The sequence below is a fragment of the Lipingzhangella halophila genome (genome assembly GCF_014203805.1).
GTDB classification, from domain to species: Bacteria; Actinomycetota; Actinomycetes; order Streptosporangiales; family Streptosporangiaceae; genus Lipingzhangella; species Lipingzhangella halophila.
The window spans coordinates 1776713-1792598 of record NZ_JACHJT010000001.1 but is presented as its reverse complement, the minus strand read 5'-3'; the positions used below and the strand labels follow the sequence as shown (position 1 = coordinate 1792598).

Annotated in this window: 13 protein-coding genes; 7 read left to right on the top strand and 6 right to left on the bottom strand. The window is 68.9% G+C overall.

What is annotated here, in order from left to right:
- The first annotated feature begins 222 nt into the window (after positions 1-222).
- The gene (locus F4561_RS08095; protein WP_184576277.1) at positions 223-2019 is read left to right on the top strand and encodes an AMP-dependent synthetase/ligase; all 1797 of its coding nucleotides are present in this window, start codon (positions 223-225) and stop codon (positions 2017-2019) included.
- A 114-nt stretch (positions 2020-2133) separates the two neighbouring features.
- On the opposite strand, the gene F4561_RS08090 is transcribed toward F4561_RS08095, so the two are convergent.
- From F4561_RS08090 to F4561_RS08075, 4 genes are all read right to left on the bottom strand, one after another.
- On the bottom strand, positions 2134-3276 hold the full coding sequence (locus F4561_RS08090) for a glycosyltransferase family 4 protein (RefSeq protein WP_184576275.1): 1143 nt from the start codon (positions 3274-3276) through the stop codon (positions 2134-2136).
- A 51-nt stretch (positions 3277-3327) separates the two neighbouring features.
- On the bottom strand, positions 3328-4335 hold the full coding sequence (locus tag F4561_RS08085; protein ID WP_312885185.1) for a C40 family peptidase: 1008 nt from the start codon (positions 4333-4335) through the stop codon (positions 3328-3330).
- A 479-nt stretch (positions 4336-4814) separates the two neighbouring features.
- Positions 4815-5819 carry a C40 family peptidase gene (locus tag F4561_RS08080; RefSeq protein WP_184576273.1) on the bottom strand — a complete coding sequence of 335 codons (1005 nt, stop codon included), beginning with the start codon at positions 5817-5819 and terminating at the stop codon, positions 4815-4817.
- 435 nt (positions 5820-6254) lie between these two features.
- Positions 6255-7643 (bottom strand): NYN domain-containing protein, encoded by a 1389-nt coding sequence (locus F4561_RS08075; RefSeq protein ID WP_184576271.1) that lies wholly within the window; start codon positions 7641-7643, stop codon positions 6255-6257.
- 191 nt (positions 7644-7834) lie between these two features.
- Here F4561_RS08075 and F4561_RS08070 point away from each other — a divergent pair, with 191 nt between their 5' ends.
- The 3 genes from F4561_RS08070 to F4561_RS08060 all read left to right on the top strand — a co-directional run bounded on the left by F4561_RS08070 (position 7835) and on the right by F4561_RS08060 (position 11071).
- Positions 7835-9556, top strand: coding sequence for a DEDD exonuclease domain-containing protein (locus F4561_RS08070; RefSeq protein ID WP_184576269.1), 1722 nt, complete (start codon positions 7835-7837; stop codon positions 9554-9556).
- A 103-nt stretch (positions 9557-9659) separates the two neighbouring features.
- Positions 9660-10424: a rhomboid family intramembrane serine protease gene (locus tag F4561_RS08065; RefSeq protein WP_184576267.1), complete on the top strand. Its 765-nt coding sequence runs from the start codon at positions 9660-9662 to the stop codon at positions 10422-10424.
- Positions 10425-10792: 368 nt separating this feature from the next.
- Complete coding sequence (locus tag F4561_RS08060) at positions 10793-11071, top strand: Lrp/AsnC family transcriptional regulator (RefSeq protein ID WP_184576265.1); 279 nt, start codon at positions 10793-10795, stop codon at positions 11069-11071.
- A gap of 151 nt (positions 11072-11222) precedes the next feature.
- Here F4561_RS08060 and trpD read toward each other — a convergent pair whose 3' ends face one another.
- Both trpD and F4561_RS08050 read right to left on the bottom strand, forming a co-directional pair.
- Complete coding sequence (gene trpD / locus F4561_RS08055; RefSeq protein WP_184576263.1) at positions 11223-12275, bottom strand: anthranilate phosphoribosyltransferase; 1053 nt, start codon at positions 12273-12275, stop codon at positions 11223-11225.
- A gap of 68 nt (positions 12276-12343) precedes the next feature.
- A complete protein-coding gene (locus F4561_RS08050) occupies positions 12344-12790 on the bottom strand; it encodes a hypothetical protein (RefSeq protein ID WP_246437163.1) in 447 nt (148 codons plus the stop codon).
- Between the two features lie 422 nt (positions 12791-13212).
- On the opposite strand from F4561_RS08050, the gene ctaE reads away from it, so the two are divergent.
- The 3 genes from ctaE to qcrA are packed head-to-tail and all read left to right on the top strand — an operon-like array spanning position 13213 to position 15885.
- A complete protein-coding gene (ctaE, locus tag F4561_RS08045) occupies positions 13213-13812 on the top strand; it encodes an aa3-type cytochrome oxidase subunit III (protein ID WP_184576261.1) in 600 nt (199 codons plus the stop codon).
- A 17-nt stretch (positions 13813-13829) separates the two neighbouring features.
- Positions 13830-14783: a cytochrome bc1 complex diheme cytochrome c subunit gene (gene qcrC, locus F4561_RS08040; RefSeq protein WP_184576259.1), complete on the top strand. Its 954-nt coding sequence runs from the start codon at positions 13830-13832 to the stop codon at positions 14781-14783.
- Entirely contained in the window at positions 14776-15885 is a 1110-nt protein-coding gene (gene qcrA, locus F4561_RS08035; RefSeq protein ID WP_184576257.1) for a cytochrome bc1 complex Rieske iron-sulfur subunit, read from the top strand. The genes qcrC and qcrA overlap by 8 nt, the downstream gene beginning before the upstream one ends.
- Position 15886: the final 1 nt, after the last annotated feature.

Sequence of the window (15886 nt, the reverse complement as noted above, 5' to 3'; positions counted from 1 at the left end):
GAGTTCCACCCCGGTGGGTACGACTGCGGCGACCGGCCGGCGCGGGACCACCAAAAGCGGAACATGTCTCTATCGGCGGCGCCCGCGACGGGTCGGAACCCTGGTTCGTCAAGCTCGGATTACCATCGAGTAGCGAGCTAGAACAGATTCTACCCATCCGTAACAAGACTTGTTACGGTCAAGCACGTCCCCCTAGAGCCCTAAGGTCCAGGAGCGTAAGCCGTGCGCGAATACAGTCGTCCCGTAAAGGTCGAGATCTCACAGGACGCGCGTTTGCCGGACACCGTCTTCGCGCGCGCCACCGAAGAGCCCACCGCCGTGGCACTCCGCCGCCAGGAGTCCGGCCAGTGGCACGACGTGACCTGCAAGCAGTTCCGCGACGACGTGGCCGCGACCGCCAAGGCGCTGATCGCCGCCGGGGTCGAGCACGGCGACCGGGTTGCCCTGATGTCGCGGACCCGCTACGAGTGGACCACGATCGACTACGCCATCTGGTCCGTCGGCGGCGTAACGGTGCCCATCTACGACACCTCGTCCGCGGACCAGACCCAGTGGATCCTCAGCGACTCCGGCAGCAAGGCCGTCTTCGTCGAGACCGCCGAACACGCCGAGCGGGTCCGCTCGGTGCGGTCGTCCCTGACCGAGCTGCGCGACGTCTGGGTGATCGAGGGCGGCGCGCTCGACGAGTTCACCGAGCAGGGGACCGAGATCGAGGACTCCACCCTCGAAGAGCGGCGCACCGCGGGTGACGTCGACGAACTGGCCACGCTCATCTACACCTCGGGCACCACCGGCCGCCCCAAGGGTTGCGAACTGACGCACCGCAACATCCTCTTCACCATCAAGAACGTGAACCACGGCCCCATGGAGGCCGTGTTCAGCCAGCCGGACCGCTCCACGATCCTGTTCCTGCCTCTCGCGCACTCGTTCGCGCGGATCATCCAGGTCGGCTGCATCGAGTCGCAGACCGTCATGGGGCACTTCCCCACGACCGGCCCCGAGCTCATCGACCAGTTCAGCGTGTTCAAGCCCACCTTCCTGCTGGCCGTGCCCCGCGTGTTCGAGAAGGTCTACAACAAGGCCGAGCAGAAGGCCGTCTCGGAAGGCAAAGGCAAGATCTTCCACGCGGCGGTGGAGGCCGCGATCGCCTACAGCCGCGCCCTCGACAGCGGGCACGTACCGGTCACGCTGCGCCTCAAGCACGCCGTGTTCGGCAAGCTGGTCTACAGCAAGCTCATGGACCGCATGGGCGGGCACGCGCGGTACGCGGTCTCGGGCGGCTCCGCACTCGGTGAGCGGCTCGGGCACTTCTTCCGTGGCGTCGGGCTGACCATCATCGAGGGCTACGGCCTGACCGAGACCTCGGCGCCCACCGCGGCGAACAGCCCGGAGCTGAACAAGATCGGCACCGTGGGCGCTCCGTTCCCGGGCGTCAGCATCCGGATCGCCGACGATGGCGAGGTCCTGTGCAAGGGCGACCACATCATGCGCGGCTACTGGAACAACCCGAAGGCCACCGAGGAGGCCTTCGACGAGGACGGCTGGTACCGCACCGGCGACCTCGGCTCCCTCGACGAGGACGGCTATCTGACCATCACCGGGCGCAAGAAGGAAATCATCGTCACCGCGGCCGGCAAGAACGTCGCTCCCGCCGTGATCGAGGACCGGATCCGCTCGAACCCGCTCGTCAGCCAGTGCATGGTGGTCGGGGACAACCGCAATTTCGTCTCCGCTCTCATCACCATCGACTCCGAGGCGCTGGAGTTCTGGAAGCAGCAGAACAGCAAGAGCGGCGACACCGCTGACCTGTCGGAGGACCCCGATCTGGTCGCCGAGGTGCAGAAGGCCATTGACCACGCCAACGAGGCGGTATCCAAGGCGGAGTCGGTGCGCAAGTTCAAGATTCTGCCCACGGACTTCTCCGAGGAGGAGGGCCAGATGACGGCGTCGCTGAAGCTCAAGCGGCACGTCGTGGCCAAGCAGTTCAGCAACGAGATCGAGGAGATCTACGCCGGTTAGGTCGGGGCTCCGTCCCCGCGCGGCTACGGGTGGGACCGTCCGCCCGTAGCGCCTGCCGCGCCCGCACACACCCGGAGCCCGCGCGTCGCCCGCCGCGGCGGGGGCGGCACCACCTCACGAGCCCGTGAGAAGCCCTTCAAGGCGTTGGGAGGCCGCCTCCCAGGTCCACGCACTGCGCACCCAGGCGCGGCCGCGCTCGCCCATCTCGGCGGCTGCTACGGGGTCGCCCAGGAGCCGGATCAGGGCGCGCGCCGTGGGGCCGGGCCAGTCTCCGCCGACAACGAGACCGGTCTCCCCGTCGGCAACGGCGTCGGGCGCCCCGCCGGAGGCGCCCGCGACCACCGGGAGGCCGGTGGCCGACGCCTCCAGGTAGACGATGCCCAGTCCTTCCACGTCCAGGCCGCCGTTGCGGGTGCGGCACGGCATCGCGAACACGTCACCCGCTGCGAAGTGGGCGGGCAGCTCCTCAGCGGGCACTGACCCGGTGAACACAACGGAGTCCGCGACACCCTGGCGCTCCGCCATGGCCCGCAGCCGCCCCCGGTACGGCCCGTCGCCCACGATGAGCAGCACCGCGCCGGGAACCTCGGCGAGCACCCGCGGCCACGCCCGCACGAGGGTGTCCTGCCCCTTACGGGGCACCAGGCGGGACACGCAGACCACCACGGGCCGCCCACCGAGACCGTGGCGCTCACGGATCTCCGCGCCGCCGGCATCGGGGTGGAACCGCTCCGTATCGACGCCCGGCGCGAGGCGTTGCATACGGGCGGCGGCGGCCGGCCCGATTGCCCGTGCCAGCCGCTGCCGGGTGTAGTCCCCCAGGTAGGTGAGGACATCGACCTGCTCGGCGATGTGCCGCAGCGTCTGCCGCGCGGCCGGCAGCGCCGACCAGCCGGTCTCGTGTCCGTGCGTGAGCCCCACAACGCGCTCGACTCCCGCCCGGCGCAGCCCCGGGGTGAACAGTCCGAGCGGGGCCGCCGCCCCGAACAGCACGGAGTCGCAGCCCTCCAGCCTGGCGATGTTCTGTGCCCTGCGGAGCACCCCCGGTGTCGGCAGGAGCACGGAGGTGGATTCCCGAACGACCGGGAACGGTTGCCGGACGTCGAACGCCGTGGCGTCGCCCCACTTCGGGCCCGGTGTAGAGCAGTACACCACCACCGAATCCGCGGGCCGGCGCATCGCCAGCCCGTGGACGAAGGACTGGATACCCCCGGTGCGGGGCGGGAAGTCGTTGGTAATGATCAGCGTAGACGGCACGGGACCGAGTCTAGAGACTGTCCGCGACCGGTCCCGCGCCACACACGGCTGCTACGGCCGCACACCGCCAACGAACTCGTTGCGGTAGTAGTCGCTCAGCGTGACCTCGTGCACCGGCTTGGACGAGGTGGAGGCGTGCACCATCGTGTTGTTGCCGGCGTACATCCCGACATGGCTCGGGGCCGAACTGTCGTAGAAGAACATCAGGTCGCCGGGCTGCAGTTCGTCCCAGGACACCCGCGTGCCCGCGTTGAACTGGTCCTGGGAGACCCGCGGCAGGCTCACCCCGGCCTTGTTCCACGCGGCCTGGGTCAGTCCCGAGCAGTCGTAGCCGTCTGGGCCGGTACCGCCCCAGACGTAGGGCTTGCCGATCTGGGCGTAGGCGAAGCCCAACGCGGTCCGGGCGTCGCCGGAGGCGGAGCCGGAGTAGGAGCCCCCGGAGGAGTCGGCATCGGAGTTGGCTTCCTCCTGCTCCTCGGCGGTGAGCTCGTCGAGCAGCTCCTGCTGCTCCTCGATCTTCTCCTCGCCCTCGTCGCGCGCCTCTTCGGCCTTCTCGAGGTCCTCCTTGGCGTCCTCCTCGATGTCCTCGGACTCGTCGGTGAGGTTCTCCAGCTTGGACTTCTCGTCGGCGTACTGCTCGAAGCTCTCTTCCTGGTTCTTCGAGAGATAGCCGAGGTCGGCCGCCTGCTCAAGCGCCTCGTCGGGACCGGAGGCTCCCACGAGGTAGGCGGGTGAGCTGTAGTCCACACCGGTGTAGGCGGCACCAGCGATCGCGCTCACGCTCTCGCGCAGGTCCGCGATCTTCTCCTCGGTGTCCTCCAGCTCGGACTCGGTGTCCTCCAGCTTCTCCTGGGCGGCGTCGTAGTCCTCTTTGGCCTGGTTGTACTCCTCGTTGAGCTCGGAGAATTCCTGCTCAAGGGAGTTGATCTCGTCCCGGACCTCGTCCGGGCTCGGCTCCGCGTGCGCGATGCCGACGGAAGCCAGCAGCACGCCGACAATGAGAAAGCTCCCGGTCGCTAGGGACCGGCGGTACGAGCCACGTTCATGGCGTTCATCCACGTTGGTGGCACCTTTCTGGCGAAGACCGCCTACCGGAACGCGTCTGCGGGGCGAAGAAATGTGCGCCTCGAACGGGGAAGGCGCACAGATCGACCCCGGATCCGGCCCCGTGAGCCGCTACGAGGCGCACAACAGGGGTGCGGGTGTGCGCGCCCGGGGCCCTGGTCTCCGCGGCGGGGGGCCGGGGTGCACCGCGGAGTTCGGCGGGAGTCGGGCCGCTGCCATCTGGTGATAGCAGAATGACGGCCTCGCTCGGCGAGGCACCTTATTACATCACCGCACCAACCTCAACGGTCCCGTTATCTTCCACACTTTCTCGTGGGTTCGGGACCGTCCGATTCAGGGATAACACTGCGTCGCCCGGGAACACTTATCGAACCGGCCGACGGTCGCGCTCATCCAGAAAAGGGAAATTCCACCCAGCGACTGTGCTGGGTGGATCAACACTCCCTCGCGCTACGCGTCCGCTTGGGGCGCGGTTACGGGCGCGTACCGAACTGGAACTGGCCGGCCCAGTATCCCGACAGGGATACGACCTCGACGTTCTTGCCGCTGCGGGGAGCGTGCACCATCTGGTTGCCGCCGGCGTAGATGCCCATGTGGCCCAGGTCACCGAAGAAGAAGACGAGGTCACCCGGCTGCAGCGCGCTCATGCTGTTGATGCGCTGGCCGACCTCGGCCTGGGCGTAGGTGGTGCGGGGCAGGCTGACCCCGGCCGATCCGTACGCGCGCATGGTCAGCCCGGAGCAGTCGTAGCTGTCGGGACCGGCCGCACCGTAGACGTACGGCTTGCCGATCTGGGCGTAGGCGAAGTCCAACGCGGCGCGGGCGTCACCGGAAGCGGAGCCGGAGTAGGAGCCCCCGGAGTCGTCGCCGGAGGTCGCGGGATCGGCGTCGGGGAACTCGGCGAGCAGTTCCTCCTGCTTCTCGATCTTCTCCTCGACCTTGTCCTTCTTCTCCCCGAGTTCGTCCTTCTTGTCCTCGGCGTCCTCAAGGGCGTCGTCGGCCTCTTCCTTGAGGTCGAACAGCCGCTCGGAGGACCCGGCGAACTCGTCGAGCTTGGACTGCTGGGTCTCGGAGAGGTAGTCGACGTCGGACGCGTTTTCGAGGAGCTCCTCGGGGTCCTCCACGGTCAGCACGTTGGAGGAGGAGTCAAGGTCGTTGCCCTTGTAGGTGGCGGAGGCGAACTGGGCGACCTCGTCGCGCAGTTCGTCGTAGTTGTCCTGCTCGTCGCCGACCTCTTCCTCGAGCTCGTCGGCCTCCTCCTTGGCCGCGTCGTAGTCTTCCTTCGCCTCGTTGTACTTATCAACGATCCCGGAAGCTTCCTGGTTGAGCTCGTCGAGCTCCGCCTCGACATCTTCCTGGCTCTGCTCCTCCGGGTCGGCGTAGGCGACTCCAGAGGGAACGAGCAGTCCACCGGCGGCCACGACCCCGACACCGGTCGCGAGCCGGCGGGCCGTGCGCCGACCACTTGTACTGGTCATTAGGGGGTCCACGCTCCTTTAGCCGTAAGTCCGCATACGGGGGGGTTGGAAAGTGCCGGTCGGCACCGCGGACGGTGTCGCACTTGATGACCGGACGGGCGGGATCACGGTCACTGGGCGTCACACGTGCCACTCAGAAGCGGCAGCACGACCGCTCCGTCCCCGTGGGGGTACTCCCGCATCGGGGGTTTGGACTGGAAGCACAGTACACCCTTATTCACGACTTCCAGCCCGATAACGGGAGACGATCAAGCTCCGGGTAGAACCTAGCGGAATGCCTCTCCCACCTCAACCATGACAACGAATGAGTAACGACCGCCACAGCCGCCTCAATGGCGTTCTCGCAGCACACGCGGATTCCGTGGCCTCTGTAACATAACCATCACACCGGAACGGATCCCCGAAAAGCCGGACGGACCCGCGCAACGCTACCCGCTATCCGGAGTTCCGGAGCCGCCGCAGCAGCATCGTCGACGCCACCGTGCGTGCCCCCGCCCGGCGTACCGCGCTGACCACCTCGTTGTCCGATGTGACCACCGCGATGGGACGGCCCGGCGGCTCGGCGCCGACCAATCTGATGATCAGCTCGTCGGCGGTCTCCTCCGGGGCGCTGAACAGCAGCCGCACCCGGCGCGTCGAGGGCACCCCCGGCGGGGTGGACACGTCGGCGCCGTCGAAGACGCAGGTGATCTCGGCCTTGGTGCGGCTCGCCAGCCCTTCCAGCGCCGACACCAGGCGCTCGCGCTGGTCGGCCAGCGGCAGCGTGCCATAGCCGGTCTTGGTGACGTTGTAGCCGTCAACCAGCAGGTGCATCCGCGGCAGTACGAGGAGGTGGTCGACCAGGCCCGGATCGTCGTCGGGCAGCCCCTGACCGGGGACGCCGCCCGCTGGCTGCTGACGCTCGTCGGCGACCAGGTCGGCCGGGCTTTCGATGGATGTCGGGAGCGCGAGCTCGCGGCGGACCCCATGGGCGGCGCCGAGCAGGACGTCAAGAAGTACCCGCAGCCGGGCGTCGTCCGCGTTCCGGCTGGCCCGGGCCGCGCGCCGGGAGTTCTCCAACTGCGCTTCGCTGGCGTCGAGCCGGTTACGCAGCCGGCGGTTCTCCGCCTCGATCTCGTTGACCTGGTTGGCCAGCGCCGTAACGCGGTCCTCGGCATCCTGACCGGCGCGCTCGGCCCGTTCCTCGGCCTTCTTGGCGCGCTGGCGCTCGGCGTGGATCGTGCGTCTCAGGTCGGCGATGGTGCGGCGGTGCTCCCGCAGCTCGGACCGCGCCTGGTCGAGCTCCGCACGCTGGTCGCGCTTGACCTGGGCCAACTGCCGGCGCAGGTCCGCGATGGTCTCGGCGGCCTCCTCCGCCTCCTTGGCGGTCTCGCTCCGGGCCAGCTCGGTGTGGATCCGCTCCACGATGTCCGGCCACCCCGGTGGCCGGAGCAGATACGCGGCCGCGGCCACGGAGACCGGGTCGGCCGCCGGGGGGATGGCTCCATCGCGCAACTCCCGGGCGAGCTCCGGCCAGACCCGTTCCACCCGCTCTGCTATCCGAGCCCGGAACTGGGCGTCCCTTTCGAGCTGCGCTGCGATCTGCGGCCCGGCCAGCCGCGCGCGACGGCGAGGCTCGAACTTCGCGACGCGCCGCAGCACCGGAGGGACCTCGGACACGGGCAGCCCGCCGAGGACATCCGAGCCGTACTCGATGACCCGGGAACGAACGCTCTCGGGCAACGGCCGGTGCAGTTCACCCGCCGCCGGCCCGTCCCCGTGGCCGGAGCCCTGCGCGTCTGGCCCGCCGGGGTGCGCGTCCGCCTCGTCGGGATCGGTGTTCAAACCCACATCCCTCCTTCTCAGTTACGACCCTAGGCCCTGCGCGCACGGGGCGGCCCGCGGAACACGGCCGCCTGCGGGGGAGGATCGGGACCGGCTGAGCGGGCTGCGCGGACTCCACCCATCCGTCCGGCGGCCGGGACCAGCGAGGGACGGGCCGCGGTCCCGTCAGCATGCGCGTTTAGGCTGTCCAGGTGGCAGACCAGCGGACGCACATCCAAGGAACCCTGAGTGACCTGGGGACCCCGCTGGCCCAGTGCACGTTCGTGATCGTGGACCTGGAGACGACCGGGGCCCGTCCCGGCGAAGCCCGGATCACCGAGATCGGTGCGGTGAAGGTGCGCGGCGGCGAGGTTATCGGCGAGTTCTCCACGCTGGTCGACCCCGGTGTCGCCATCCCGCCGTTCATCACGCTGCTGACCGGGATCACCCAGGCCATGGTGGCTGCGGCGCCGCGTATCGAGGCGGTGCTGCCCGGCTTCCTGGAGTTCGCGGCACTGGACCAGGGGACGGTGCTGGTCGCGCACAACGCGGCGTTCGACACCGGCTTCCTCAAGGCCGCCTGTACCGAATACGGGTACCACTGGCCCGCTCCGCCCATCGTCGACACCGTCGCACTCGCCCGCCGCCTTGTTCCCCGCGATGAGGTCAAGAACCACAAACTGGGCACGCTCGCGGGATTCTTCGGCGTTCCCGACCAGCCCACACACCGCGCGCTCGACGATGCCCGCGCGACCGTCGGCGTGCTGCACGGGCTGTTCGAGCGGCTCGGCTCGTTCGGTATCGACACCCTTGAGGAGCTCCGCGGCCTGCGCTCCGCTCCCACGCCAGCGCAGCGCAACAAGCGCCACCTCGCCGACGACGTACCCGAGGCGCCAGGAGTGTATGTCTTCACCGACGCCAAGGGGGACGCCCTCTACGTCGGGAAGAGCGCGAACCTGCGCAAGCGCGTGCGCTCCTACTTCACTGCCGGCGAGACCCGCGGCCGGATCCGGGAGATGATCCCGCTCGTCGAGGGCGTCACGCCCATCGTCTGCGGCACCGGGCTGGAGGCCGAGGTCCGCGAGCTCCGGCTGATCGCCGAGCGCAAACCCCCTTACAACCGCCGCTCGCGCAACCCCGAGCGGTCCGTCTGGCTGAAGCTCACCCGCGAGACGTTCCCCCGGTTGTCCATCGTGCGTACCGTCCGCGACGACGGTGCGCCCATTGTCGGCCCCTTTCGCTCCTCCCGCGAGGCCGAGCTGGCGCGCCAGGCGCTGCACCACGCCCTGCCACTGCGGCAGTGCACGCAGCGCCTCTCCCCCAAGAAGACCGCGCCGGCCTGCGTGCTCGCCGAGATCGGCAAGTGCGGCGCGCCCTGCGACGGCCGCGAGTCCCCCGACGACTACACCAAGCACAGCGAGGCCGCGCGCGAGGCCATGACCCGCGACCCCAGCCAGGTCGTCAGCACGCTCACGGAGCAGATCACGGAGCTGTCCGCCGAGCTGCGCTACGAGGAGGCCGCGCTGTACCGCGACCGGCTGGCCGCCTTCCTGCGCGTCGCCGCCCGGACCCAGCGGCTCTCCGCACTCGCGGAGATCCCGCACCTGGTCGCGGCGCGCCGCGCGGATACCGGCTGGGAGATGTGCGTGGTCCGCTACGGGCGGCTGGCCGGCAGCGGCGTTCTGCGGCAGGAGGCCGACCCGGACGCCTACGTGCGGGCGCTGGTGGCCACCGCCGAGACCGTCCTTCCCGGCACGGGCCCCACTCCCCGCGCCCAAGCGGCGGAGATGGAGTGCGTGCTGCGCTGGATCGAGTCCCCGGGGGCGCGCCTGGTCGAACTCGACCATCCCTGGACATGCCCGATCAGCGGCGCGGAAAGGTACCGTGGCCTGACAGACTGGGACCGCGCGTCACCGTCCGCCACGCGGATGTGAGGCGGCCGCCGGTCGTCCCGAACGCGCCGGGGCCCCGCGAGCGACCGTGCCCGCTGCCTGAGCCCCGAGCACATCGCACGGCAACGGACGGATCACCACCCAGATGGCAGGCATACCGCTCAGCGACGACTACCCGGTCCGCCGGGTACCGGCCGTCACCTACCTGCTCATCACGGCCAACGTCGCCGTCTACCTGCTGTCTCCCCTCTCGGGCGTCGCCACCTGGTACGGCACGGACATGCTCGAACGCGCGTGCGCGATGGAGCTGTACATGCTCCGCTGGGCCGCCATCCCCGTTGAGCTGCTCAGCGGGGAGCAGCTGACCGGGGCCGCGGAGTGCGCGAGCGCCGACTTCACGAAGATCCCGTGGGTGTCGTCGATCACGTCCATGTACCTGCACGCCGGTGTCGCGCACCTGCTGGGCAACATGGTGTACCTGTTCGTGTTCGGCCCGGTGGTCGAGGACCGGCTCGGCCGCGTGCGGTACCTGTGCCTGTACACGGCCGCGGGGGTTCTCTCGGCGTACGCCTTCGCGATAACCGAGGCCGGCACCGAGATACCGCTCCTCGGCGCCTCGGGCGCGATCTCCGGCGTTTTGGGCGCCTACCTCGTGGTCCAGTACCGCAGCAAGGTCACCACCCTGGTGTTCCTGGTGATCCCGCTGCGACTGCCCGGCTGGGCGCTGGTCGCGACCTACTTCGTGCTGCAGTACTTCCTCTATGTCAGCACCTCGATGGTCCCCGGGAGCGAAGAGAGCGGAGTCGCCTACGCGGCCCACGTCTACGGCTTCATCGTCGGCACGGTCGCCGGGCTGCTCATGCACCGCATCCGCTGGCGTTCCGGTACCCGCCTGTCCGACGTGTACTAGATCGATGATGGGGAGACGTGGTGCGGCGTCCAACGGAGGCGGCGACGAAGGCAGCGGATGGGTCGGGGTGGCCTGTGTCGAAGGAATGCGCGCCCGCTATGTACGGATTATGGGCACTCTGCGCGCCGATCTTGAGGAAATCGTTCCTCCCAGGCGCCTTGAAGGAACCAAATCCTCAAGATCGGTGATGGCCAGCGCCGAGAACGCCCGTACCGTCCCCGGCGCGCCGCCATCACGCGCTCGCGCCCCCGACACACTCCACCCCGGCCATCCGGCGCCTTCGCTGCCCGCATGGGACGCCCAGCCACCCGCCCACATCACCGACCTAGCGCCGACGCCGGTTCCCGACACCACGAGGAGGCTCGCCAGTGATTACCGCGATCGTCATGGTCAAGGCCGACGTTGACCGGATCCCGAACGTCGCGGAGGAAATCGCCGCGATCGACGGCGTCAGCGAGGTCTACTCCGTCACGGGAAACATCGACCTGATCGCGATCGTGCGCGTTCGGGTGCACGAGGAGCTCGCGGAGGTCGTCCCCGGGCGGATCAACAAGGTCTCGGGGGTGCGATCGTCCGACACGCACATCGCGTTCCACGCCTACTCGCGGCACGATCTGGAAGCGGCGTTCTCCCTCGGGCTGGAGTAGGTCGAGCGCCGCCGGGGTCCTGGAGGATCCGGAGGCGGGCGGCCGTGTGGGCGAGGAACGAGCCCTCGTTGCGGGCACACCGTAGGACCCGAAGGTTCCCGGCTACCGGGCGCCCGACCCGGCGAGCGGCAGCGAGCCCAAAAACACTCCCTCAGCCCTTGCGGGAGTAGCCGCGGCTGACCTCGACCCAGTGGTCCAGGGTGGCCGCGGCCGCGCCAGTGTCGACCGCCTCGGCGGCCTTGGCATAGCCGGATCGCAGCCCCTCGACCAGCGTGCTGGGGATTCCCTCGGCGGCGGTGATGACGGCCGCGGCGTTCAGCAGGACGGCGTCGCGGACCGGTCCGGGCTTGCCCGCCACGAGGTCGCGCACGACCCGGGCGTTGTACTCCACGTCGCCGCCGCGCAGCGCCTCGCGCGACGCGCGGCCGATCCCGAGGTCCGCGGGATCGAACGTCTCGCGGTGGACCCCGCCGTCCCGGACCACCCACACCGAGGTGGTGGTCGTGGTGGTGAGCTCGTCCAGGCCGTCGTCGCCCCGGAAGACCAGTGTCGAGGACCCGCGTTGCGCGAAGACGCCCGCGATGGTCTCGCACAGGGCTTCGTCGAACACCCCTACCGCGCCGGCCGCGGGGCGGGCGGGGTTGGTCAAGGGACCGAGGAAGTTGAACACCGTGGGTACCGCGAGCTCCCGCCGCGCCTGGGCGACGTGGCGGAACGCCGGGTGGAACAGCGGGGCGAAGCAGAACGTGATGCCGGCCTGCTCGGCCACCCGCGCGGTGTACTCCGGCGCCAGATCGATCACGACGCCCAGGCGTTCGAGGACGTCGGCCGTGCCGCAGGAGGAGGACGCGGCGCGGTTGCCGTGCTTGACGATCGTGGTCCCGGAAGCGGCGGCGACGATCGCCGCCATCGTGGAGACGTTGACGGTGTGCGCCTGGTCCCCACCGGTGCCGACAATGTCGGCCGCCGGGCTGGGGGCGGAGATCCGGACGGCGTTGTCGAGCATTCCCTCGGCGAGCCCGACCACCTCGTCGACGCTGGCCCCCTTGGCTCGCAGGGCGATGGCGAACCCGGCGATCTGGATGTCCGTCGCCGAACCGGACATGATCTCGTTCATGGCCCACTGGGTCTCCTCCCTGGCCAGGGAGGAGCCGTCGAGCAGGGTGGTGATCAGTTGGGACCAGGTCCGCGTCGGGGAGCTCACGTGTACGTCCTCGGATCCTCGTGTACGGCGGAGCGTGCCCCCGCCAGCGGCGACACGCTGGTCGCAGGCTACCCGAGCGCCGGGACCGAGGCGGCGCGCTGCCGCATGAGCTCGGCGAGCGACTCGGCCAGCGCGGCCGGGTCGATCGGGTGCGCGACAACCTTGTCGGCGCGCGACCACGTGGCCAGCCAGCCGTCGTCGCGGCGCCCGATGACCAGGAGGACGGGCGGGCTGTTGAAGATCTCGTCCTTGATCTGCCGGCACACGCCCATACCGCCGGCCGGGGTGGCCTCGCCGTCGAAGACGCACACGTCCACCGGCGCGCTGCGGTCCTCCAGGCGTTTGAGTACGCCGGGCGCGGTCGCGCACTCGAGGAACTCCACCTTCGGAACATCGGCCGCCGGCCGCCGGCCGATGGACAGCCGGATCTGCTCGCGCACGTCGGCGTTGTCGCTGTAGATGAGAACGCGCATCGTCGAACGCTGCTCCGCGGCGTTCGCGTCGTTGTTCGCCATGCTCAACCGTCCCTCACGTCGGATCATCCCCGCGGGCGCGGGCCGCAGCCCCGGGCGCGAGCCCGGCGCGGCCACTGGGCCGCCAGTTGGCCGTCGCGGGCTTACCCCGCGGTGACCGGGCCATGCCACATGTGCGCGCCGGATACGCCACACTCCGAGCCTATTGCCATGAGACCCGCACCACGACAGGATGCCACCGATACGGTGCCGCCGGTCGCTCCGGTAGGCCTGAGCGACTGACCGGCATACATATCTTCCCGAGCCGAACCCGACATCATATCGATGCAGGCCCTGGTGACGCGGGCCTGTCGCCGCGGTTGATCCCACCTCAAACGGGGGGTCGTGCAACGACCCTCGTCAGATACCGTAATAATGCTCCCGTGGCGACAGTAACCGCGAACCAAGAAACCGAACCTGCACCGATGCACGGTGCGGCAAAGCGACCTGACCTGGTGAGCGTTGGCACCATCGTGTGGTTGGCCAACGAGCTCATGTTCTTTGCGGCGCTGTTCGCGATGTACTTCACCATCCGATCGGTGACTAAGGGAGACCCCTCACTCGGTGACTGGCCGCAGACCCACCATGGGGACGTTGTGCTCAACGTCCCGTGGGCGCTCAGCATCACCGTCATCCTGGTGGCCTCCAGCTTCACCGCGCAGGCCGGCGTTTGGGCCGCGGAGCGCGGTGACGTGCAGAAACTCCGCTTCTGGTTCTATGTCTCGTTCTTCATGGGCCTGGTCTTCGTGCTGGGCCAGGCATACGAGTACTACGAGCTCATCGCGCACGCAGGGCTGACGCTGCAGTCGAGCCCCTACGGCTCGATGTTCTACCTCACCACGGGGTTCCACGGCCTCCATGTCATCGGTGGGTTGATCGCGTTCCTGATCATGCTGGGACGCACGTACGCCGCGAAGCGCTTCACCCACCAGCAGGCGACCAGCGCCATCGTCGTGTCCTACTACTGGCACTTCGTCGATGTTGTCTGGATCGCTTTGTTCGCATCCATCTACATCCTTCAGTAACCCGGAACGGGGAAACCGTGAAATGGATCACCGCACGGCGACGGCATCCCCTGGCGGGATACGTCGTCGTCACACTCGCGTTGGCGCTCTTCGGGCTGGGCTACGCCGTCGTGGCCCCCGAACCCGATCAAGCGCAGGCGCAGGAGCTTGCCGCTGACACTGAGGATGAAAACCAGGTCGACATCGCTCAGGGCAAGCAGATCTACACCGAAAGCTGTGCGAGCTGCCACGGCCCGGACGGCACTGCCTCGGCGAGGGAGGACGTTCCCGACATCACCGACGCCGGCGGCGCGGCGGTCGACTTCCAGGTGAGCACCGGCCGCATGCCGTCGATGGACCCGGACGCGCAGATGCCCCGCAAGCCCGCGGCGTTCGACCAGGACGAGATCGACAACCTCGTGGCGTACTACGAGCAGGAGCTCTCGACCGGCGGGCCCGGCGTGCCCATCGATGTTCCGGCGGAGGTCCCGGAGGTGCCGGAGGAGCCGGAACGTGCCGACTTCCCCAACGATGAGGCCTTCGAGACGGCGCACGCGGAGTACGAGGAGGCCAAGGAGGCCAGGGACAACTACGAGGACTACATCCAGGGCGTGGGTGACAACGAGGCGGGCCAGAAGCTCTACCTGGCCAACTGCGCGCACTGCCACAGCTGGTCCGGCGGGGGCGGCGCGCTGACCGGCGGCGAATTCGCGCCCGAGATCCGCGAGTCCTCACCCCGCCAGATCTACGAGGCCATGACCACCGGCCCCGGGGCGATGCCGGTCTTCAACGACACGACCATCACGCCTGAGGAGAAGCAGGATCTGATTTCGCACGTCAGAAACCTGGAGACCGAACCGGACGCCGGCGGCTTCTTCGACCTGAACCGGGTAGGCCAGGTCGCGGAAGGCTTCATCGGCTGGACCGTCGGCCTCAGCCTGATCGTCGCGTGCGCGATCTGGATCACCGCGAAGCAGCGAGCCCATGACTGATAACACCAGCAACCACCACAACAACGAGGCCGGTGCCGGCGACCGCGACCGGGTCATCGGTACCCCCTCGCCCTCCGGGAGCGACGCGATCGTCGCCGGGACGACGGAGCAGCAACGCGGTCACGACGGCCCGTATCCGGCCGAGGAGACGCACGGGCATTCCGAGGAGGAGCAGCGTCGCGGCGAGAAGGTCGCCGCGGTGTGGTTCACCATCGCGTTCCTCACCGGTATGGGCTTCGTCGTGGCGTTCTTCCTGTTCCCGCCGGACTCCATCTCCGACCCGCGGATGGGCCAGTACTCCACAATGGCCCTGGGCGGCACGTTGGGGCTCGCGCTGTTCGCGATCGGCGCCGGCATGACCGTGTGGGCACGCCGGGTGATGCCGCACTACGAGGTGTCCTCGCCCTACGACGAACTGCCCTCCGCGCCCGAGGAGAAGGGCTCGTTCGGCCAGTTCTTCATGAAGGGTGCCGACGAGAGCGGGTTCACCCGCCGGCCGCTGATGCGCCGCACCCTGCTGCTGGCCATGGCGCCGCTGGGGATCGCGCCCATCGTCCTGCTCCGCGACACCGGCCCGCTGCCCGGGGATAAGCTGAAGCACACCATGTGGGAGAAGGGGATGCACATGGTCGCTGAAGGCACCCACCGCAGGCTCACGGCCGCGGATCTGGAGACGGACGGCTCGATGATCTCCGCGCTGCCCTACTCCGAGCCCACCGCGGAGCATCCGCACGGACTGAGCCTCAACGAGCAGGCGAAGACCTCGATCATCCTGATCAAGATGCCCGCGGAGGACTGGAAGCCGGGCATGACAGAGCAGCAGCGCAACTGGACGCACGACAACATCGTCGCGTACTCCAAGATCTGTACGCACGTCGGCTGCCCCGCTGCGCTGTACGAGCAGACCACGCACCGCATCCTGTGCCCGTGCCACCAGTCGACCTTCGACGCCGCCAACGGCGCCGAGGTGGTGTTCGGCCCGGCCCACCGGCCGCTCCCCCAGCTTCCGATCACGGTGGACAACGAGGGGTACCTCGTTGCCGATGGGGACTTCTCCAGCCCGGTCGGGCCCACCTTCTGGGACGCGGAGAAGGGTGAATAGA

Bases quoted from the DNA above. Each gene is read 5' to 3' on its own strand.
- F4561_RS08080 (WP_184576273.1), bottom strand. From the start codon at position 5,819: ATGACCAGTACAAGTGGTCGGCGCACGGCCCGCCGGCTCGCGACCGGT.
- F4561_RS08065 (WP_184576267.1), top strand. From the start codon at position 9,660: ATGGCAGGCATACCGCTCAGCGACGACTACCCGGTCCGCCGGGTACCG.
- F4561_RS08050 (WP_246437163.1), bottom strand. From the start codon at position 12,790: ATGGCGAACAACGACGCGAACGCCGCGGAGCAGCGTTCGACGATGCGC.
- ctaE (WP_184576261.1), top strand. From the start codon at position 13,213: ATGCACGGTGCGGCAAAGCGACCTGACCTGGTGAGCGTTGGCACCATC.
- qcrA (WP_184576257.1), top strand. From the start codon at position 14,776: ATGACTGATAACACCAGCAACCACCACAACAACGAGGCCGGTGCCGGC.